A 19,343-nucleotide genomic window follows, 5' to 3' on the forward strand; every position below is an offset into this window, starting at 1 on the left:
AGTAGGCAATTAATGATCCCATAAGAATGAGGATCAGGCATACAAAAAAGTTTGCTTTTTTTTCACTTAGCTTTGTCTTTTCAAAAATAAAAATAACTATTCCTACTAGAAATAAATATTGAATTGATGAAAGAATATTGTTATTTGGAAATATGAAAAAGATATTTTTAAATAATTGAGCTAACCCTGCAAAGACGCATAGTACTAGGAAAATTAAGGGGACACGAAGTTTCAAAAAAAACCACCTCTCATAATTTTAGGGATTTAATATTAAAAGACCATATTAGCATATAATTTCCAATTCGTTAATATTCCAATTAATAGGAGAGATTTAATTTTAGAAAACAGTATTAGTTTTAGAGAGTTTTGCAACAATGTTTATGGATGATGGTAGTATTGTAGAACTAATAGAAGAAGTGAAACTTGCACAAAAGAAGTAGAAAACCAAGGATCTAAGTTTCTATCAAAGCCAACACAAAGTTTACTAAGTGAAATTCCAAGACAAAAGACACCCGTGTGGGTGTCTTTTGTCTTCCTCTCTTTTTCCCCTACTAACCTAAAGTTATTAACTGACAATTTTTAGAGTCTTATTTAGAAATATAAAAAGTATTGTTTTCAAACTTTATAGATAAACCAAGTTCATCAACAGCATAATGCCATGTCATTGGAAAATAGGTTACATCATTTAACACCAACAACGGGTATTCCTCGGAACCATTATCAATCCAAGCATCATTCACATAGATATTAAAATCAGGTTGACTAGCATATAGGTTAGAGTTAGTACTGCCATAGTCCAATTCAAGTTTTCCAGCCTTATTGGAAGTCTTGCGAATGACGAATCCAGTTTCAGCGTCCCATACTGTTTCTAGAGCAAGCGCCTGAGTAAACTTAAAGGTCATTGGAAAATACGTAATGTCCTTATAAGAAATGATGGGATATTTAAGGGATGAGTTGGTGACTGAAGTGCCATTTACATTAATCGTGTATGTTGGCTTTTCCACTTTGACATATCCGCTTGGAACTGTTTCTGCTGGAGTTGCTGCTTGTTTAGTACTGGAAGTTGACCCGCCGGATGATGTTGATGGCGAACTGCTTCCGGAGGAAGATCCACCATTGTGATAATGGTAACCGGTACATAATCCTTTGGCTTTGGAACTGGCTGAGCAATTATGCCCGCCGTTTGCATCCGTCCTACCTGAATGTGCAGAAACGGATTGTGAAAAAGTCGTTACTAGAATGAATGATAATATTAGTAGTCCTATTTGCCTAAATTTCATTGCTGTTCATCTCCTAAAGTCTGGTAGTTTTTACCTACGTGATAATACCAGATATTTCAAGGGCTTTCAAATATTATTTTTCTCCCCCCCCCACTTACGCGAAAGTAACTAACTGACAATCTTTTCAGTTCTTATGCAGCTTTTCCTTTGCCTGTATAATAACAAGTGTAAGTAAATCAGTGGATGGAGGACGGAAGATGAACATTAGAACTCTTGGAAAAACAGGACTGCAGATATCGGAAATCGGATACGGCGCATGGGGAATCGGTAAAACGGCTTGGATTGGCGCTTCCGACGAGGAATCCATTCAAGCGCTGAATCGCTCGATTGAGCTGGGATTGAACTTTATTGATACGGCTTTGGGTTATGGCGACGGCCACAGTGAACGACTTGTCGGACAAGTGGTGAAAGCCCATGATAAGCCTATCTATGTAGCGACCAAAATCCCTCCGAAAAACAGACAATGGCCGGCACGCGATGGCGTACCTGTGGAGGAAACTTTTACAGCGGAGCATGTTATAGCAAGTACAGAGCAAAGTCTGCGCAATCTAGGTCTAGAGACGATTGATGTGCAGCAGTTCCACGTCTGGTCGGACGAGTGGGTGGGACAGGGAGACTGGCTGGAAGGGGTCCGCAAGCTGAAAGAGCAGGGCAAAATCCAACACTTCGGCATATCAATTAACGATCACCAACCGAACAATGCGCTCAAGCTGATTGAAACGGGGCTCGTGGATACGGTGCAGGTGATTTATAACATTTTCGATCAAAGTCCTGAGGATCAATTGCTTCCTGCCTGTGAAGCGCACAATGTAGGCGTTATAGTCAGAGTTTCGCTGGATGAAGGCGGTCTCACGGGCCGTATTACACCTGACACGACGTTTAGCGAAGGTGATTTCCGCAACAACTATTTCCGAGGTGATCGTAAGCAGCAGGTGTATGATCGCGTTCAGAAGATTACAGCTGATCTGGATATTTCTGTTGAGCAAATGCCGGAAATCGCACTGCGGTATGTGCTAAGCCATCCTGCTGTGTCAACGGTCATTCCGGGTATGCGCTCTGTACGCAACGTGGAAGCAAATATGCGTGTTGGTGACGGACAGGGACTGACCAAGGAACAAGTGGAAAAGCTGAAAGCACATCGTTGGATTCGGGATTTCTATAGAGGTTGATTAGACATAACGAGGAGGATTTAGGGTTCATGGACAAAAAGAGGATCATTGTAACTGGCGGCAGCGGTAAGGCGGGTCAGTGGATTTTAAAACATTTTGTGGAAAATAATTATGATGTCATTAATTTGGACGTGAAAGCTCCAGCGGAACCGATTTGCCGGACAATTATTACTGATCTCAATGATTTGGGTCAAGTACATAATGCGATATCGCAATTCAGTACTGGCAATCGGAAAGAGGTCGAGGGTATTGTGCATTTTGCCGCTATCCCTCAAGCCTATACACATACGAATGAGGTTTGTTTCCGTAATAATGTGATGAGCACCTACAATATATTGGAGGCGGCGGCCAACTTGGGGGTCAAGAAAGTCGTGCTTGCGTCGAGTGAGTCCTCGTATGGCATTTGTTTTGCCAGTGAGTTTTTCGAACCTCAGTATTTACCCATCGATGAAGATCATCCACAGTTGCCGGAGGACAGCTATGGCTTGTCCAAAGTGGTGAATGAAGTGACTGCGCAGGCGTTCAATCGGCGTACCGGGATGCAGGTGGTCAGTTTCCGCTTAGGCAACATTCTGGTGCCCGAGAGTTACGAGCAGTTGAAAGCTAATTTCGATAATACGGACGCGCGTTTGCGCATCCTGTGGTCCTACATCGATGCAAGGGACGTAGCTACTGCTTGTCTTAAAGCCATTGAGGTCGATGGGCTTGGCGCGGAGGCGCTTATCATTGCAGCAGATGATAGCTCGTCGAATCGGCCAACGCTGGATTTAGTGGCGAAGTACCTGCCTGGTGTGAAAGAAATTCGTTCCCCGTTAGAGGGAAGAACATCCCTTATATCCAACGCGAAAGCGAAAAGATTATTGGGCTGGGAACCACAAATTAAACTGATGGAGCAGTAAGGGGAAGAGCGGTCAATCCTTTGGGATTGGTCGCTTTTTTTGTATTTCAGACATGATATTGCAGGACTTGGACAAAATAATACTGGATTTCCATATTTATGCTTGCCGGGGGGTTATAACCACGTCTGATATTCTTACTTCCGTCTATGGTCTAAATGAACAAGAAGATACTCTGCCTTTATTCGAACGCTTAAAAGAAGCTTTTGCGGATTCTGCCGATTATGCGACGATATTGATCGGAATGGAGAATGCGGCCGAATTGTATTTATGTTTTATTTCATCCTTATCCTCCGCACAGAGGTTGGATTTTCTGCTCGGTACCCCTATCACCGGAGACTTGTCCGCGAGGCTTGAGCGTTATAGAGGGACTGGATTTAAGGAAGGGACGTTCGAAAATTGCGTGCAAGCGCTCTGCCACGGCTCAGCCGTTATATGTAAAGTAAGATCGTCTTCCGGACTGATACTGAATTTATCTGAGAGCCAACAAAGGTCGGTAGGGTCGCCGGTAACTGAAAATGTTCTTCAAGGCCCTATGAACGCCTTCAACGAAAGTCTCGACGTCAATACGGCATTAATTAGACAGCAAATTCGTTCTTCCCAATTAAAACTGTGGGAAACGATTGTCGGCACGGCCAGCCACACCCGAGTTGCTCTGTTTTCTTATAGTGATGCCGTCGATCCCGATCTGTTGTCACAGCTAAAAGAAAAGCTGGAGCAGATTCAAACGGATGGCATTCAGGACAGCGCACAACTGCTGCGACTGCTAATGGCCAGAAAAAGAATGTTGTTGTTCCCCTTGGCCGTCACCACGGAAAGACCTGATCGTGTAGCGGAATCTCTGCTGGCAGGCAAGGTGATCATCATGATAGATGGTTCTCCGTTTGCCTTGATTGTGCCTTCTGTTTACACAGATTTTTGGCGTTCACCAGAGGATAAATATGTCAATCCACATGTTACCTCTTTTCTGCATACGCTGCGCGTTCTGGCCATGTTTATTAATTTGTTTCTTCCCGCTATGTATGTGGCGCTTACATCTGTCAATGTTGATGTGAACCGCCTGGAGATTAGTCTCGCCGCAGCAGCGAGTAGGGAGGGCGTCCCCTATCCTGTTTTTGTGGAGACACTCCTGATGCTTATAACGACAGATTTCATAACAGAGGCGGGGTTGCGTTTGCCCAAGACGATAAGTTCGACGGTTACGATGGTCGGCGGTGTTGTCCTAGGTCAAGCGATCATCCAGGCTAATATCGTCAGCCATCTGTTAGTCATTGTTGTGGCAGCTACGGCCATCACTAATTTTATCGTTATTGATTACCATATGGGGCTAGTACAGCGAGTCCTGAAGTATTTTGTCGTGATTGGCGCTACGATTGCTGGCCTCCTAGGTATCGTATTCTGCTTAGTGTGCTTAGTTATCTATTTAAGCTGTCTTGAATCCTTCGGAACTCCTTACCTCACACCCTTATGGCACAAGAAGAAAAGGTTGGGATCTTCCTAGCTAGTATTTCAAGAAAGGAGCCTATGTAATGAAAACTTCTTCCGGCATAACTGGCTATGAAATGTTTGTGATTCAAATGCTGTTCTCAGGTGCCGCGGCCGGTTTCATCTATCCGAGCTTTCTAATTCGCAGCACGTCAGGAAGCTATTGGATCCCGATTGCTGTCTGGGTCGCGGGCGCTCTGCTCAGCTCTTGGCTTTACAGCAGAATGCTGGCCAGGCTGGAAGATAACAAGCTGATAGCTGCCATACGATCCGCGCTTGGCAGCGTGTGGACGAGCATTTTTTGTCTACCGGTATTACTATTCCTGTTCGGAACACTCGTCGTGATGTTGAGAGCCTATTCGGAAATTGTTACGATGACGATGCTGCCCACCACGCCAATATCGTTTTTGAACGGAATGCTCCTTGCTCCTGCTGCACTTGCCTTGGCCGGAATGATGCCAATTGTGAGGGCAGCGAGGGTTTTCTTTCTGTTGGCGTTTATCTGCACATTGGCGCTGCTGATTCTAGGTTTTAGTGATATTGATTGGACTTTAGGTACACCCTGGCTTCGGACGAACGGCGATTTTCTCCTCAACAAGCACTTTTATGCCGGATCGTTTGTGTGGATGGGATTTACGTTTACCTCACTGATCGGATCATATAGGATGCAGTCCGCAAGGCGCGCCTGGAGAAGCTACGTTGTTGCCCTCCTTTGTGCGCTTCCTTTGATTGCAGGCTATGTTTATTTGCCGGTTATGACCTTTGGAAGAGATTTAAGCCAACGCTTAACCTTTCCTTTCATATCCAAAATGGATTCGATCTATCATTACTGGATCGTATTTGAGAGTATGACCGCCATTTTTGTTTCCGTGACTATGCTCTATGTTCTGATCACTATGGCGCTGCAGCTGCACGCCTTGGGAGAAATGATCAAAACTTTAATGCCGAGAGCGCACAATGGCCTGATTTACGTCATTATCTTCATTTTTGTTTATACGGCGGCCACGTTATTGTCTTCTTGGAGAGAGGTCGAACATATTGTCCTAGTTACGATTGCCATCCGTCTGTATATCATGTTTGCTTTTCCTTTACTTGGCTTGGCTGTCCTGGTTTTTGCTCGAAATCAGAGGGGAAAGGGTAATGGACTATGAGGCGAAAACACCCGATATGGAAGTTAGCCATCGTATGCTTCCTGACAATGACGGTCGGATCCGGATGCTGGGATTCCAAAGACATTGATAATCGGCTCATGATTGGTGTGATAGGGTTGGAGAAAGCGCCGGAGACGGGTCTCCGAGTATGGTTCCGATTCCCTCTTCCCAGGGCAGGACAGGAAACGTCGAAAAAAGATTTCTTTACGATGAGCCAGAAAGGGTTCACCGTCCCCGATGCGATGAACAAATTAAGATACAAACTTCCCAAAGCGTTGGAAACTTCCTCAACACGAGCATTGCTGCTAGATGAGCCGTTGGCCAAGACGGGTCTCACCCCTTTTTTGGAATTTGCAATCAGAGAGCGTTCCGTCCCCTTAGATGCTGTAGTTGCTGTGGTCAGGGGCAATATGGAACGGATATTTAGCAGTCCCAATCCGACCGGGGAACTCTCTGGTATTTATACCAAGCTGTTTTTCGAGCCTTATGCAGGGGGTATCCCCAGAAAAAATGTAACGAAACTGTGGGAGGTCTACGCCAAATTCTATAACCCGTTTCATGCTAATCTAATCCCGGTATTGATCGAAGGTGAGAAAAATTCATTTAGCTTTGGCGGCAATGCGATTTTTATCAGCGGTAGGATGGTTGGGGAAATCAACAAGGATGAATCGCTTTTGTATGAAATATTCACGCGCCGGTTTCATGATTCAGAAGTTGAGTTGATGAGTAGATCGGATATTAGGATTGTACATAACCATACCCGGATTGCTACGTCGCTTAAGAGCGGGAAACCGATCATCAAAATTGATTGTTCGCTGGTCACAGTTCTAATCGACAGTTCCCGTCAGCGAAATTTGAATGAATCAGAGATCATTGCTGAGCTGGAGTCGGACTTGAACGGCCATGCCAAATCGTTGTTCGAGAAGACCCAGCGAGAAGGAGCAGATGTCTTTGGCTTCGGTAATCGCTTTCGGAGTCGTCTGGAGCCATCCCAATATGATCATTGGAACGAGATGTTCAAGTCTGCCGAAATCAGCTATAGTTTTCATATTGATATGAGAAACACGGGATTGGAGTTTATAGACTAAGTAGCCAGAAAACGTGGGAGGGAAAGCCATGCAAGAAAAAATCACGTACACATCCATCGATGAGTACATCTCAGCCTTTTCGCCGGAGATTCAGGAGATTCTGCAAAAGCTGCGAGAAGTTATTAAAGAATCCGCCCCGGATGCCAAGGAGAAAATCAGTTACGCGATGCCTACCTTCGAGCAGCACGGGAATTTGGTGCATTTTGCAGCTTTTAAAAATCACATCGGATTTTATCCGGCACCGGACGGAATTACCCAATTCCAAGATGAGGTCGCAGAATATCATGCATCAAAAGGGACTCTGCAATTTCCTCTTGGAAAACCGATACCTTATGAATTGATCAGCCGGATTGTGAAGTATAGGGTTGCTCGGAATTTGGAGAAGGCGAAGAGTAAGAAGAAGAAGTGATGACAAGCCTGAAAAGAAAACTCGAACTTGCCTTGAGTGAGATAGAACAGTTGAAACAGGAAAATCTTCAGCTGAGGCAGAGCCTTGGCCTTTTTGATAGAACAAAAGATGATGTTACAGCAGCCTCTGCCAATCTTTCCATCGAAGTGATTCATGAGACCGTCACCAATTTCGTCATTGAAAAAGGAGTTATCCACAACTATTCTTCTCCCAAGGACAAGAACTACTAGATTTAAACGGGGGACAACGTTATTCAGAAATTTATCTATATCGTCATTTTACTCTTTTTGGGACTAGGTCTCCTAAAACAAGGTTATTTATACGAATTGAATTATTTATCCGCCAATATCATCCTAGTAGCTTCATTTCTAATTTACAGTCTTACAATTAAGCAGATGCGCCTACATCTAGTGCATCTATGTTTATTTTTAATCGTTTTACTTTACTGGATTAGTGTGTTTATCGCGGCAAACTTGGAAAATGCCATTTTAGAGGCTATCAAAATAACCACTATGCTCCCATTTGCGATTCTTTTTTCTGCCCTATCCAAAGAACAAATGATGAAAGTTTTCAGATGGATTCCTTACATGGGAGCATTCCTCGTTGTTATTGGAGTCATTTTTCAGTTGGAGAGGCAGCAGCGACTAGAGTCAACAATAGGTTATGCAAACGCATTAGCTATATTCTTATTGATTTCTCTGTTAATGAGTATCTTTTTTTACATGAGAAAAGCCAATAAGATTGATTTCATATTGATTATTATTCAAGCAACAGGACTTCTACTTACATATTCCAGGTCGGTATGGGTGCTGTGGATTGTATCAATTGCTGTTGTGGTATTATTTCAAGAGTTTCGGAAGAGAAACATGTGGCTAAAATTAATGTCTATTCATGTTTTTAGTTTTATAATTGCTGCTTTATTAAAAAGGGATATGTTCTTTTTTTGGTCAAGGCTCAAAACGATACAGCCAGAAACCTCTGAATTTCAGATGAGGCTTATGTACTGGAAAGATAGTTTACCCATGATTACCGATTATTTTTGGCTTGGAACAGGAGGTGGAGGATGGAGTGTATGGCAATCCTTTTACCAATCACAAGCGTATTTTGTTCGGTTTGTACATAATCATTATTTACAAATAGCACTAGATATAGGTGTGTTCGGATCATTGTTGTTTATTTTAATTGCCATAATCCTATATTATCGCAGCTTTGCTCTGTATAAATCATTAAAAACAGTAGCGGAGAACTCTTCACTAGTATGGATAAAAGGAGTTGTGCTAGCGAGCACTGTTCTACTCCTTCATGCAGGATTTGATTTTGATTTTAGTTTTCTCTTCATCCACGCAATTTTTCTTATGTTTGTTGAGTACATTATGGTGCAGAGTCCAGATACGGCCGCAGTACTAATCAATCCAAGTAAGTCTGTAAAGGCAATTCTATCTGTTTCTCTGGTAGTCATGTTGTTTTTCACAAGTTGGGTGGAGGTAGGGAAATACTTTCAGATGAGAGGCCAGAATAACGTTGCAATTGGGAATATGCAATCGGCGATTCAAGATTATTCGATAGCACAGAAATTGTTACCTTGGGCTGCATCGGCCTATTATGACATGGCGAAAGTATATGTTTTACTTGGGAATAAGTCAGGAAATCGGAATGATTATTTGGAGGGGAAGAAACAAGTTGAACAAGCGGTGCATCTACTTCCTCATGAGAGGTTGTACCAACAGTTAAATGAGGATCTTTATGAAAATTTAATGAAGGAATAAAGTGGATTTATAAGATGATTATATCATTTATGGTATAATCATTTTTGTTTAATTATTCCATTATTTCGAAGAGGTGGCTTGAATTCATGAGTTATTGGAAACATATACTCCAAAAGATTGGTTTGTCTCTGATTGTCGTATTTATCATCCAGATTATTTTGCCTACAGTTTCGTTTGCTTTTCCTGGATTTTTTATGTATTCACCGGAAGATGGTAGATTAAGAGGCTACGTTTATGTGAAAGATCCTACGAAGGTGTCCGTAGACATAACGAATAATGGAACGGTAACAACCATTACTTATGATAGTGACAAGGATAAATTATCATTTCATGATAGCACTTATTATGGTTATGATGATGCAAATCTCAAATTGAAAAATGTTAATATCAATCCAATCGGCTATACGGCTAACACAGCTCCTAGCAGAATCGTAGCTTCAGATGGCCAAACCACACAGGAGTTCACTAAAGAAATAGATTCATATGGAAATGTTCGATATTTTGGTGACAATACGAAACTTGGCTTATACCGCATAGTTGGCGGGCAAAATATATCAAATTTCAAAGCCAATACATACATACCACGGAATAATCAGCTTGTGAGTTTCATACCTGCTAGCAATGATTCGAACGCCTTACAGCTCTCGTTGCCATCGGCAAGTAACTTACCTGCGATAGCTTTCGAACATCTTGCTCTTTCGGACTTTGTATTAAAAGATGTTACCGCAGGGTCTAATATGACTTTAATGAGTCTTAATAGGTTAACTGGATATGAAACACTACAACAATATCCTAACAGTTATTTGAACAGTGTTATAACACTAGAAACATCAACTTCACTAGTTAAAAATCATGTGTATGAATTGAGCTTATCTTCATTAAGCAACGGTGATGAATTAAAGCTTCCTGCACAAGGGACTTATTCTTTTAGTCTGACACTGGGTATCGTTAAAGTTGAATTCGTAGATCAAGGAAAACCTAATTATGACTTCTTTGAGGGTCACGGCGCTGCTTACTTTGATAATGTACAAATCAATGATGGTCGACAGTTAAAGATTAATCCGGAAACGATGATTGTGGGGCAAGAGAAAGATTTTAAAGTGTTCAATCAATTCGATGATGGGACGGTTAAGGATGTTACGGATTATGAGATTGCTGCGTTGACGTTTTCTGATGTAAAAAATAAAGCAATTTCTTTGGATAGTACAACTAAAAAAATTACAGCCCTCAACCCAGGTTCGGCATCATTAGTAATAAAACTTAATGGAGTATATTATCCTTTCACTATTACTGTTATAGCTGTCAGTCCAGGTGGAAGTGGAGGTAGTGGATTCTTTCAATACTTTTTGGAAGATCAAGACCTAACTCGTGGTCAAATTCATCCGAAAGTATCTTGGATGACATCTTCGGAAGCCCTCTATTCTGGATATGAACTAACCTTTTCTGATACAAATGGTTCAGCGATAGGTCAAACGATAAACGTTCCTAAGCAGGTAACAACAGGTGGTGGATTTAATTATTTGGATATTCCAAATAGTTCATTGCCGCTCGGTGCTGTATATGTTGATCTAACTCCAAAAGATTTAGCTGGTCATAAGGTTTCAGAAATGTATCGTATGCAAATTTTTGATAACACATCGAATAGCCCAGTCCTAACAGGAGGTAATCCCGCAATCCCGGCACCGGTCGCTCAGGCTATGCAGTTTGATGATCAAGATACAAGACTGTGGAACTTGGGTGGACACATTGCTTGGTACGATGCATCAGCGAATGATTCTTCTGCCACTTCTTACAGCCTTTATTTTGTAGATGCAAATAACACGAAGTTGAAGCCTATTGCGGAGATACTGCGAAATAACTTTAAACGTCCTTATCAAAATCTAGATCTGCCCAGCTATGAAATTACATTGCCGAATGGTTTTGTGATGCCAGAAGGTGCTCAGAAAATAGGCATTTTCGGAAAGAATGCTCAAGGAGAAAGCACACAGGGCTATTATTATAGATTCTGGGATAGAATTGCAGGGACAATGGGGAATGATTATTTCGAAGATACTGATAATCGTGCAAATCACATAAACGGAACCTTGAACTGGACACCGATGCTAAATGAAACTAATATCGTAGGTTATGTGGTACAGTTCCTTGGAAAAGATTTCGAACCCATTGGAAACAGTTTTGCACAAATTGGAAAAGGGCAACAGCAGTATAGTGTATCTATTCGCGAAGATCAAATTCCAGTTGAGGCCAAAGTTATTGCACTCAGGGCTGTGAACGCAGACGGTATATATTTACCAGTCGGGAATTATTCTATCTCAGACAATATTCTTGGAGAAGCGACTAGTTCCTCACCTGTTGACCAGCAGTTGCCTGGGATAACGCAGATCATGAATTGGGATTTAGATGGTGAACTGGGGGAAATAGGTGGATACATGTACTTTAACGCTGATTATAGTGCGGTAAATTCATCCATTCTACGTTATGATATTTATTTTGTTAATGATCAATTGCAAAAGATTAAGCCTACTATAAGCTTATCTAAAAATAATGTGGGACTGTACCAAACGAGTATCCCTATGAACACTAAAATACCGAACGGTGCTACCAAGCTCGCTGTTTATGGGATTACAGCAACTGGTGAGAGTGCGCCGAAAACAATTGATTTAAATGACCGAATCTACAGCCCATCTTTATTGCCAAGTCAGATTAGCATAACCAACAATAAGTCAGACTTAGCGGATACGATTACAATTACAGGGTTGCAGGCATATGATGCTGTTAGTGTATACCGTGATGTGAATTCATCAAATGCTTTCTTAGTTGGTTCCGTGGAAGGTAATGCCTCTTCGATATCATTCAGTGTGCCGCAGCTGGGGAAAGAAGAGGGGAGTTTGTATTTTGCTCTTCAACGTAACGGTGGAATTCGGAGTCTAAAGGTACTTAAAACCTACGATAAAGAGCCAACGATAGGCGGTGCCGTTGGAGGAGGAGGTGGCGGTGGCGGCCCAGTGGGCCCTGCAGAACTCTTCAAATGGGATATCGTCAATCAAAATGGTGCGATTCGCGTATCATCGAGTATCAGTCCTGAACAATTAAAAAGGCTAGTGGAAGAACAAGCTAAAGCTAGCAAAAATGAAGTTCTAATCGACTTAAAGACTACTGCTGATGGCTACGACTTCAAGCTCAATGCTGGTTTAATTGATGAGATTAAAAGTAAGTTAGAAGATCCCGTTTTAGTTTTTAATACGACCATAGGAACAGCGAGAATCCCCTTTGACGTGCTTCAAGATGCATTGAAAGCAAGCGGTGGAAAGGATTGGATGAATCTTAGGATTAGCGTTGATAAGCTCCCGACGGCCGACCAACAGGATCTGGAGAAAATGATTGCTTTAAATGGGGGAGAGAGTGTAGGTAAGGCCCTATCTTTTGAACTTTCACTTATTAACGATAGCAATAGCACCGTTGCGACCATCGATTCGTTTTCTGAATATGTTGGACATAATGTTCTTTTACCTAAAGATTTCAAGTTGAATCCAGGTGAAAAGTTAACCGGAGCCGTATGGGATCCCCAATCCAAAACATTGATTTCCGTCCCATTGACCATAACTTGGGATAAAGATGACAAACCTGCATATGCAACACTTTGGAGAAAAGGGAACTCCATCTATACGGTGTTTAAATCGCAAAAGCAATTTGCCGATGTAAAAGAGGGCTATTTTGCCAAAGATGACATTGAGTCTTTAGCGGCTAACAACGTGATTCAAGGATTTGAAGATGGTTCTTTCCGTGCTGATGAGAACGTAACTCGTGCGGAGTTTGCTACACTATTAGTTAGAGGCTTGGGCTTAAAACCAGTAAGTAGCACGTATAAAGGATTTTCAGATGTTAATGATGCGGATTGGTACAGTCAAGCTGTCTATACGGCTGTAAGTTCGGATCTTATTAGTGGGTATGAAGATGGAACCTTCCGTCCAACGCAAAATATTACGCATCAAGAAGCCGTCACGATGATTAGTAATGCTTTGAAATTCATTAATAAGGCATCACAGTTGGATGATTCAGAGCGTGCGCGATATGCACAGCGTTTAAGTGAATTATCCTGGCCAGTAGATGAGTGGGCAATCGATGCTGCTGCTATGGCGATGAAAAGAAATGTTTTGAATGCAGGTAATGGGTTCTCTTTTGAAAAGGATGCCAAAACGACGCGCGGTCAAACCGCTCTATTGATTAATAAACTGCTTCAGAACGCGGCTTGGCCAAAGAATTAACATATTTGTCTCCTTCACCGCATATCCATTAACAAAAGCATAAAACAGGCAAAGGTGCCTCAGGTCCAAGAACGTCGAGCGTTCTCCGAACCGGGGCACCTTTTTGCTTCCATTCGAGGCGGAGAGGTGAAGGGAGTGCCCCCTAACGAGAAACCGATACGCGCCGTACCGCTCGCCGTCCGGATCATCCCGAACGTCGACGCCGGGCTCGCGCAGAAGCTGGAGCTGAAGCCGGGCATCCGCAGCCTTGGCCTGCTGACTTCATCCATCGACGATGTAGGTTACACCGCCATTGATGAAGCAACAAAAAACGCAGCGGTAGAGGTGGTCTATGCCCGCTCGTTCTATGCCGGATCAGGGCATGCGTCGGGGCCGCTGTCCGGTGAATTCATCGGCATCATCGGCGGTGCCTCGCCGGACGAAGTGCGTAGCGGGCTGGATGCCGCTATCCAAGTAATGGAGAGCGGCGCCTGCTTCTACGCGCTGAATGCCGAAGCCACACACGCGTACTATGCGCATGTAGTATCCCGCACAGGCTCGTATCTCTCCAAAGAAGCGGAGATCGGGGAAGGCGAGCCGCTTGCTTACTTAATTGCTCCTCCATTGGAAGCCGTCTACGCCATGGATGCCGCACTTAAAGCCGCCGATGTGCGCTTGTGCAAATTCTATGGCCCGCCGACGGAGACGAATTTTGCGGGAGGATTGCTGACAGGCAGTCAATCGGCCTGTATGGCAGCGGCTGAAGCATTTGCGGAGGCTGTCCGATGCATCGCTAGAGAACCGAAGAAAATAGGCCAGTAAGAGGCAGGTGTCCGTAATGATTGAACAAAAGCTAGCCTTGGGCATGATCGAAACCTATGGCTTGCCGGCATTAATTGCCGCCGCCGACGCTGCCGCAAAAACGGCGGATGTAAAGGTCACGATGTACGAGAAGGTGGATGCCGGCATCGTAACGGTGTATATCTGGGGCGATGTGGCAGCGGTCAAAGCGGCTGTAGATGCGGGGGCCGATGAGGCGAAACGGGTCGGCAAGCTGCTCGGCACACAGGTGATCCCACGTCCGGATCCTTCGATCTACACGATGCTGCAGAATGTTCAAGAGCGGGAGCAGCCCAAAGTCCCTGAACAACCAGAAGCTCTCAAGTCAAAAGATGAGCCTCCTGCAACTGCACCGAACTGGAGCAAGATGACCGTCGCCCAGCTCAGAGAGCTCGCCCAAAGCATGCCCAAATTCCCGCTGGCCGGACGAGACATTCAGCTGGTTAGCAAAGCGGAGCTAGTCCGGCTTTTCTCGGAGCTGTCCGCTGAAGAAGGAGAGCGGCCGACATGAAGCTGGACAGCGATTTGCAAGCGATCCAGGAGGTTCGCAAATACCTGCAAGAGGCCAAGGCGGCTCAGAAGCTCCTGGAAAAAATGACGCAGCCACAAATCGACGCGATCGTATCCGCCATGGCCGAAGCGGCGGAACAGCAGGCAGAACGGCTTGGCGCTATGGCCGTCCACGAGACCGGCTTCGGGAAAGTGGCCGATAAAAGGGCGAAGAATCTGTTCGTCGCGAGGGACATCTATGCAGCGATAAAGGACATGCAAACGGTGGGGATCATCCGCAAGGACAACACAAGGCAGGTCTGGGAAATCGCCCAGCCCGTCGGCACCATTGCCGCCATCATTCCCTCAACGAACCCAACTTCGACGGTGTTGTTCAAATGCCTGATCGCGCTGAAAGCACGCAACGCGATCGTCATCTCCCCGCATCCGTCAGCGCTACGCTGCTCGCAAGAATCAGCCGCCGTCATGCGGGATGCAGCAGAGCGCGCGGGAGCTCCGCCGGGGCTCATTCATTGCCTCTCGCATCCTACTTTGGAGGCGAGTGGAGAGCTGATGCGGCATAAGCTGACGGATCTTATCTTGGCCACAGGCGGAACCGCCATGGTGAAGGCCGCCTACAGCTCCGGCAAACCCGCCTATGGTGTCGGGCCCGGCAATGTGCCGGTGTACATTCACCGGAGTGCGAACATCCCAAGTGCGGTGAACCACATTTTGCAGAGTAAAACGTTCGACTACGGCACGATCTGCGCTTCCGAGCAAGCGCTTGTTGTGGATCAAGCCATTAAGCCGTACCTCATCCAAGAATTACAACGCCGTAACGCCTATTTCCTCAATAAGCACGAAAAGCAGAAAATCGCCTCTATCCTGATGACAACAAAAGGGATGAATCCGCAAATTGTTGGCCAATCACCACAGGCCATAGCAGGCAAAGCCGGCATCGATGTCCCGGATAGCGCGCAGATGTTAATCGCAGAAGAGGCGGAAGTTGGGCACGATTACCCTTTTTCCATGGAGAAGCTTTGCCCTGTGCTTGCCTTATATACGGTGAACGACTGGCAGGAAGGCTGTCAAAAGTGCATTCAGCTGTTATCGCTCGGTGGCTTAGGACATACCCTCGGCATTCACGCTGAGGATCAAGCGATTATTGAAGCTTTCGGGTTGGAAAAGCCGGCATCGCGCATTGTCGTTAACACGGGAACAACGTTCGGCGGTATCGGTGCTACGACAGGGATCTTCCCCTCCATGACACTGGGCTGCGGGACGTTTGGGAATAACATCACCTCGGACAATATTGGGCCGCAGCATTTGCTGAACATCAAGCGGGTCGCCTTCGGCATGAAGGAAATGCCTCTGCCTGAGGAGCCTGTCGCGACGAATTCCGACGACTCTAGTCAAGTCGCCATCCAGGTGGTGGACCGACTAATCAAGACGAATCAGCTCGGCATTACGCGTGAGGAAGTTGCTCAGATTATCAGAAAGGTCCTTACGGATATGCAATTGTCTTAATCCCATCATCTAAGGAGGAGATCGCAATGGCAGGAGAATTGGCCGCATTAGGTTTAGTGGAAACGAAAGGCTTGGTAGGTTCAATTGAAGCGGCGGATGCAATGGTGAAAGCAGCGAATGTCAGGCTGGTCGGGAAAGTGCATGTCGGCGGCGGGCTAGTGACAGTGATGGTCAGGGGAGATGTCGGTGCCGTCAAAGCAGCCACAGATGCAGGTGCAGCAGCTGCGGAGAAGGTAGGAGAGTTGGTTTCGGTGCATGTGATCCCCCGTCCGCACTCCGACATTGAGTTCATTCTTCCTAAGCTTGAAGGGTAAAAGATGGCGCTCATTACGGAAACGTATCTGCGCGCACAGCTGATCAAAGGTTTGGCGAATCCTTTTCCCGTTACAGAGGGGGATAAGCTGACCCCCGCAGCCGCCGATTTCCTGAAGGAGCGAGGAATTCCTTTGCAGCGTGTGGCGTCTGCGCCATCCGGCACCCTGCCACCGAACTTCCTACCTGTTGGCGTCTCCAACCGGCACGTGCACCTCGCACCACATCATATCGATATGCTGTTCGGCAAGGATTACCAGCTGACGCCTCTGCGCGAGCTGTCTCAGAAAGAGCAATTCGCCGCCGTGGAAACAGTGACACTCAAAGGCCCGCACGGCAGCCTGTCTAACGTTCGCATCTTGGGACCCTCCCGTGGTGCGACGCAAGTGGAAATCTCGCGCACAGACGGATTCGAGCTTGGCGTTCATCCGCCGATCCGCCTTTCCGGCGATCTTGCAGGCACACCGGGGGTTACGCTGGTTGGCACAAAGGGAACCGTGACTTTAAACGAAGGGCTGATCATCGCCAAAAATCACCTACATGCCTCCCCGGAGGAAGCCCAGATCTTGCGCCTAAACCACGGGGACCGCATACACGTGCAGGCAATGGGGGAGCGGCCAATCATTTTTACCGATGTGATCGTGAGGGTGAGCCCGCAGTATTCGCTGGATTTCCATATCGACCGGGATGAGGCGAATGCAGCCCATTTAACGACAGGGGACACGGTCCAGATCATCCCTAGGAATGCCGAAAGGAGGCTGCGCTAGTTGGAGATCAAGCAAATGGTCGAAGCGATCGTTCGTGAGATTTTGAACCGGCAGGCTAAGAGGCCGAAGGTGCTTTACCTGTTTTACGACAGCACGGCGCATGAAGCTTTCACCGATCATTTTATAGCATTAAATATTAACGGTATTGACCATGATCTGATGTTCCTGGACGGCGAAGCCTCCTGCTGGCTTGGTAAGCACAAGATCGAATGCGCAGGCCGAGGCCAGACCATTGCTTCTGACGAATTCGCCCCAGCTCCCATAGAGGTGCCGCTTGCGTACGAAGGCATTGTGATTCCGGAAATCGATCTGGATAGTGCGGCGAGAGCAGCCCTTGGCATGAAAGGGACGATTGTCTCGGAAATCATTTTCTCTACGCTGGTCCAAAATAAATTCGTTCTCATCGGTGAGGATATCTCAGGATTGAAAAAGGCGGACCGCCGGACGCTCCAAACGCTGACGCTGCCCACCCCGTATCGCAATCTTTTTGATTATTACAAAATGGAGCTCCAAATGTACGGCGTTGAGTTCGCCCCCAGCAAACAGCTTGCCGAGAAGGCCGTGAGCAAAATCCGCCCTGAAATTCTTGTAACTCCAGAATCTTCTGCCCCACCAGCACCCACATCCGAACCCGAGCCCGAACCCGCATCCTCAGCCATCGTCTACGAAGGAAAGCTGGTCTCCGCAGAATGGGTCCAACGGGAGCTAAGAAATCGTCCATTTCGCTCCTTGCAAATCGGCAGAAAAACGATCATTTCCGCTCTAGCGCAAGACATGCTGAAGGATAAAGGCATCGCAATCGAATATATGGCCGAAAGGTGAGGTCCTATGTTTTACGGGAAAGTCATTGGCAGTGTATGGGCCACGCAAAAGGAAGCGGGCATGGACAACTTAAAGCTGCTCGTCATCCAACCGATGGATTTCAAAGACAGCGAAGCGGGCACGCCCATTATCGCCGCAGACCGCATTGGAGCGGGTGTTGGCGAACGTGTGATCGTATCCAGAGGGAGTCCGGCCAGAACCTTGTTCAAGGATAAAATGGTGCCCATCGATGCGATGATCGTCGGCATTGTCGATAGCTTCGAGGTCGCGAAGGAGGCCGAGGAGGAAGCATGGAAGAGCACAAACAGAGAGTAATTCAGGAATATGTCCCCGGCAAGCAGCTGACGCTGGCTCATGTCATTGCCAATCCGGACCCGGTTTTGTATACGAAACTCGGCATCGAGCAGCGCAGCGCGATTGGCATTCTTACGCTGACCCCGACGGAGACGGCCATCATTGCTGCAGACATTGCGACCAAAGCAGCCGACGTCGGCATCGGCTATTTGGATCGATTCACCGGCTCGCTGGTGCTCACAGGAGAAGTTGCTGCCGTGGAGATGGCGATTGCGGCTGTTAATGTGTTTTTGCTCGAGAAATTGAAATTTTCGACGGCACCGATCACGAGGTCATAACGCGATGAAAAAAGTGATGATCATCGGCGCCGTCGGAGCAGGCAAATCAACGCTGATCAAAGCCTTATTCGGGGAGGCCCAGCCCGCATCCAAAACACAAAGCCTCATCTACCGTGACTGGGTGATTGATACTCCCGGCGAGTACAGCGAGAATCCGTTGTATTACCGCTCTTTAATGGCGACCTCGCACGAGGCCGCAGCCGTTCTGCTGGTTCAGGATGCTTCGCGGGACAGGAACTATTTTCCCCCTGGATTTGAACAAGGTTTTGCCGTGCCGGCTTTAGGGGCTGTGACCAAAATCGATCACCCCCAGGCAGATATCGATCACGCCATCGAACTTCTGAGGCAGGCGCTGCCGGAAGGTGAAATCTTTCTGACATCCGCTGCGTCAAACGAAGGCATTGCCAAGTTAAAAGATAAGCTTATGCAAATCGTACACTCTTGATCCTAAAGTGAAGAGGGATGC

The 19,343-nt window shown here is 46.0% G+C and carries 19 protein-coding genes; 18 read left to right on the plus strand and 1 reads right to left on the minus strand.

Annotated elements, in window-relative coordinates; genetic code table 11:
- Positions 1–587: 587 nt before the first annotated feature.
- Positions 588–1,280, minus strand: coding sequence for a YHYH domain-containing protein (locus PCH02S_RS19645; protein WP_127455641.1), 693 nt, complete (start codon positions 1,278–1,280; stop codon positions 588–590).
- Between the two features lie 197 nt (positions 1,281–1,477).
- On the opposite strand from PCH02S_RS19645, the gene PCH02S_RS19650 reads away from it, so the two are divergent.
- From PCH02S_RS19650 to PCH02S_RS19735, 18 genes are all read left to right on the plus strand, one after another.
- Positions 1,478–2,449 carry an aldo/keto reductase gene (locus tag PCH02S_RS19650; RefSeq protein ID WP_127455642.1) on the plus strand — a complete coding sequence of 324 codons (972 nt, stop codon included), beginning with the start codon at positions 1,478–1,480 and terminating at the stop codon, positions 2,447–2,449.
- 29 nt (positions 2,450–2,478) lie between these two features.
- On the plus strand, positions 2,479–3,348 hold the full coding sequence (locus PCH02S_RS19655) for an NAD-dependent epimerase/dehydratase family protein (RefSeq protein ID WP_127455643.1): 870 nt from the start codon (positions 2,479–2,481) through the stop codon (positions 3,346–3,348).
- 67 nt (positions 3,349–3,415) lie between these two features.
- Positions 3,416–4,846 (plus strand): spore germination protein, encoded by a 1,431-nt coding sequence (locus PCH02S_RS19660; RefSeq protein ID WP_164819635.1) that lies wholly within the window; start codon positions 3,416–3,418, stop codon positions 4,844–4,846.
- Positions 4,847–4,874: 28 nt separating this feature from the next.
- The gene (locus tag PCH02S_RS19665) at positions 4,875–5,981 is read left to right on the plus strand and encodes a GerAB/ArcD/ProY family transporter (RefSeq protein WP_127455645.1); all 1,107 of its coding nucleotides are present in this window, start codon (positions 4,875–4,877) and stop codon (positions 5,979–5,981) included.
- Positions 5,978–7,069, plus strand: a complete 1,092-nt coding sequence (locus tag PCH02S_RS19670) for a Ger(x)C family spore germination protein (protein ID WP_127455646.1) — start codon at positions 5,978–5,980, stop codon at positions 7,067–7,069. Before PCH02S_RS19665 ends, PCH02S_RS19670 begins: the two co-directional genes overlap by 4 nt.
- A 28-nt stretch (positions 7,070–7,097) precedes the next feature.
- Complete coding sequence (locus tag PCH02S_RS19675; protein WP_127455647.1) at positions 7,098–7,478, plus strand: iron chaperone; 381 nt, start codon at positions 7,098–7,100, stop codon at positions 7,476–7,478.
- On the plus strand, positions 7,478–7,708 hold the full coding sequence (locus tag PCH02S_RS19680; protein ID WP_127455648.1) for a hypothetical protein: 231 nt from the start codon (positions 7,478–7,480) through the stop codon (positions 7,706–7,708). Before PCH02S_RS19675 ends, PCH02S_RS19680 begins: the two co-directional genes overlap by 1 nt.
- A 243-nt stretch (positions 7,709–7,951) precedes the next feature.
- On the plus strand, positions 7,952–9,244 hold the full coding sequence (locus PCH02S_RS19685; RefSeq protein WP_164819636.1) for an O-antigen ligase family protein: 1,293 nt from the start codon (positions 7,952–7,954) through the stop codon (positions 9,242–9,244).
- 86 nt (positions 9,245–9,330) lie between these two features.
- Complete coding sequence (locus tag PCH02S_RS19690) at positions 9,331–13,509, plus strand: S-layer homology domain-containing protein (RefSeq protein ID WP_127455650.1); 4,179 nt, start codon at positions 9,331–9,333, stop codon at positions 13,507–13,509.
- Between the two features lie 135 nt (positions 13,510–13,644).
- A complete protein-coding gene (gene eutL, locus PCH02S_RS19695) occupies positions 13,645–14,310 on the plus strand; it encodes an ethanolamine utilization microcompartment protein EutL (RefSeq protein ID WP_127455651.1) in 666 nt (221 codons plus the stop codon).
- Positions 14,311–14,326: 16 nt separating this feature from the next.
- On the plus strand, positions 14,327–14,839 hold the full coding sequence (locus tag PCH02S_RS36735) for a BMC domain-containing protein (protein ID WP_127455652.1): 513 nt from the start codon (positions 14,327–14,329) through the stop codon (positions 14,837–14,839).
- Entirely contained in the window at positions 14,836–16,344 is a 1,509-nt protein-coding gene (locus PCH02S_RS19705; RefSeq protein WP_127455653.1) for an acetaldehyde dehydrogenase (acetylating), read from the plus strand. Before PCH02S_RS36735 ends, PCH02S_RS19705 begins: the two co-directional genes overlap by 4 nt.
- Positions 16,345–16,370: 26 nt before the next feature.
- The gene (locus PCH02S_RS19710) at positions 16,371–16,658 is read left to right on the plus strand and encodes a BMC domain-containing protein (RefSeq protein WP_127455654.1); all 288 of its coding nucleotides are present in this window, start codon (positions 16,371–16,373) and stop codon (positions 16,656–16,658) included.
- 3 nt (positions 16,659–16,661) lie between these two features.
- Positions 16,662–17,423, plus strand: a complete 762-nt coding sequence (gene pduL / locus PCH02S_RS19715; RefSeq protein WP_127455655.1) for a phosphate propanoyltransferase — start codon at positions 16,662–16,664, stop codon at positions 17,421–17,423.
- Positions 17,424–18,245, plus strand: a complete 822-nt coding sequence (locus PCH02S_RS19720) for a hypothetical protein (RefSeq protein ID WP_127455656.1) — start codon at positions 17,424–17,426, stop codon at positions 18,243–18,245. It abuts the gene before it with no gap.
- A gap of 6 nt (positions 18,246–18,251) precedes the next feature.
- The gene (locus tag PCH02S_RS19725; protein ID WP_127455657.1) at positions 18,252–18,560 is read left to right on the plus strand and encodes a EutN/CcmL family microcompartment protein; all 309 of its coding nucleotides are present in this window, start codon (positions 18,252–18,254) and stop codon (positions 18,558–18,560) included.
- A complete protein-coding gene (locus tag PCH02S_RS19730; protein ID WP_127455658.1) occupies positions 18,536–18,877 on the plus strand; it encodes a BMC domain-containing protein in 342 nt (113 codons plus the stop codon). The genes PCH02S_RS19725 and PCH02S_RS19730 overlap by 25 nt, the downstream gene beginning before the upstream one ends.
- Before the next feature lie 4 nt (positions 18,878–18,881).
- Positions 18,882–19,322: a EutP/PduV family microcompartment system protein gene (locus tag PCH02S_RS19735; protein WP_127455659.1), complete on the plus strand. Its 441-nt coding sequence runs from the start codon at positions 18,882–18,884 to the stop codon at positions 19,320–19,322.
- The last annotated feature ends 21 nt before the right edge of the window (positions 19,323–19,343 follow it).

Source organism: Paenibacillus chondroitinus NBRC 15376 (genome assembly GCF_004000765.1).
Taxonomy (GTDB): Bacteria; Bacillota; Bacilli; order Paenibacillales; family NBRC-103111; genus Paenibacillus_E; species Paenibacillus_E chondroitinus.

Coding starts and splice junctions, on each gene's coding strand:
- PCH02S_RS19710 (WP_127455654.1), top strand. CDS start 16,371: ATGGCAGGAGAATTGGCCGCATTAGGTTTAGTGGAAACGAAAGGCTTG.
- PCH02S_RS19690 (WP_127455650.1), top strand. CDS start 9,331: ATGAGTTATTGGAAACATATACTCCAAAAGATTGGTTTGTCTCTGATT.
- PCH02S_RS19735 (WP_127455659.1), top strand. CDS start 18,882: ATGAAAAAAGTGATGATCATCGGCGCCGTCGGAGCAGGCAAATCAACG.
- pduL (WP_127455655.1), top strand. CDS start 16,662: ATGGCGCTCATTACGGAAACGTATCTGCGCGCACAGCTGATCAAAGGT.
- PCH02S_RS19730 (WP_127455658.1), top strand. CDS start 18,536: ATGGAAGAGCACAAACAGAGAGTAATTCAGGAATATGTCCCCGGCAAG.
- PCH02S_RS19655 (WP_127455643.1), top strand. CDS start 2,479: ATGGACAAAAAGAGGATCATTGTAACTGGCGGCAGCGGTAAGGCGGGT.
- PCH02S_RS19650 (WP_127455642.1), top strand. CDS start 1,478: ATGAACATTAGAACTCTTGGAAAAACAGGACTGCAGATATCGGAAATC.
- PCH02S_RS36735 (WP_127455652.1), top strand. CDS start 14,327: ATGATTGAACAAAAGCTAGCCTTGGGCATGATCGAAACCTATGGCTTG.
- PCH02S_RS19705 (WP_127455653.1), top strand. CDS start 14,836: ATGAAGCTGGACAGCGATTTGCAAGCGATCCAGGAGGTTCGCAAATAC.
- PCH02S_RS19680 (WP_127455648.1), top strand. CDS start 7,478: ATGACAAGCCTGAAAAGAAAACTCGAACTTGCCTTGAGTGAGATAGAA.
- PCH02S_RS19665 (WP_127455645.1), top strand. CDS start 4,875: ATGAAAACTTCTTCCGGCATAACTGGCTATGAAATGTTTGTGATTCAA.
- PCH02S_RS19675 (WP_127455647.1), top strand. CDS start 7,098: ATGCAAGAAAAAATCACGTACACATCCATCGATGAGTACATCTCAGCC.
- PCH02S_RS19645 (WP_127455641.1), bottom strand. CDS start 1,280: ATGAAATTTAGGCAAATAGGACTACTAATATTATCATTCATTCTAGTA.
- PCH02S_RS19670 (WP_127455646.1), top strand. CDS start 5,978: ATGAGGCGAAAACACCCGATATGGAAGTTAGCCATCGTATGCTTCCTG.
- PCH02S_RS19725 (WP_127455657.1), top strand. CDS start 18,252: ATGTTTTACGGGAAAGTCATTGGCAGTGTATGGGCCACGCAAAAGGAA.